This is a genomic window from Acidovorax sp. JHL-9, from assembly GCF_000426205.1.
Classification (GTDB): Bacteria; Pseudomonadota; Gammaproteobacteria; order Burkholderiales; family Burkholderiaceae_C; genus Acidovorax; species Acidovorax soli.
Genome location: NZ_AUEX01000065.1, coordinates 1 through 1,201 on the forward strand (window position 1 = coordinate 1; position 1,201 = coordinate 1,201).

Sequence of the window (1,201 nt, forward strand, 5' to 3'; positions counted from 1 at the left end):
GGTGATAGCCCTGTATGCGAAAACAGACTGGTGGTACTAAGCTGGAGAAAAGTAGGGCGGGGCACGAGAAACCCTGTCTGAATATGGGGGGACCATCCTCCAAGGCTAAATACTCGTAATCGACCGATAGTGAACCAGTACCGTGAGGGAAAGGCGAAAAGAACCCCGGGAGGGGAGTGAAATAGATCCTGAAACCGCATGCTTACAAAAAGTAGGAGCCCTAAGGGGTGACTGCGTACCTTTTGTATAATGGGTCAGCGACTTACATTCAGTGGCAAGGTTAACCGAATAGGGAAGCCGTAGAGAAATCGAGTCCGAATAGGGCGAATTTAGTCGCTGGGTGTAGACCCGAAACCAAGTGATCTATCCATGGCCAGGATGAAGGTGCCGTAACAGGTACTGGAGGTCCGAACCCACTAGTGTTGCAAAACTAGGGGATGAGCTGTGGATAGGGGTGAAAGGCTAAACAAACTTGGAAATAGCTGGTTCTCTCCGAAAACTATTTAGGTAGTGCCTCAAGTATTACCTGCGGGGGTAGAGCACTGTTTAGGCTAGGGGGTCATGGCGACTTACCAAACCTATGCAAACTCCGAATACCGCAGAGTACAGCTTGGGAGACAGAGCACCGGGTGCTAACGTCCGGACTCAAGAGGGAAACAACCCAGACCGCCAGCTAAGGTCCCTAAAATTGGCTAAGTGGGAAACGAAGTGGGAAGGCTAAAACAGTCAGGATGTTGGCTTAGAAGCAGCCATCATTTAAAGAAAGCGTAATAGCTCACTGATCGAGTCGTCCTGCGCGGAAGATGTAACGGGGCTAAGCCAGTTACCGAAGCTGCGGATGTGCAATTTATTGCACGTGGTAGGAGAGCGTTCTGTAGGCCTGTGAAGGTGTCTGGTAACGGATGCTGGAGGTATCAGAAGTGCGAATGCTGACATGAGTAGCGTTAAAGGGGGTGAAAAGCCCCCTCGCCGTAAGCGCAAGGTTTTCTACGCAACGTTCATCGGCGTAGAGTGAGTCGGCCCCTAAGGCGAGGCAGAGATGCGTAGCTGATGGGAAACAGGTCAATATTCCTGTACCGATCAATAGTGCGATGTGGGGACGGAGAAGGTTAGCTCAGCCAACTGTTGGATATGTTGGTTCAAGCCTGTAGTCGTGCCTGGTAGGCAAATCCGCCGGGCTTAGATGAGGGGTGATAACGAG

General features: G+C 51.2%; 1 rRNA gene. It reads left to right on the top strand.

From position 1 onward, the window contains the following. Window positions 1-1,201: ribosomal RNA gene (locus K225_RS0119140) — 23S ribosomal RNA — on the top strand; the annotation flags it as partial.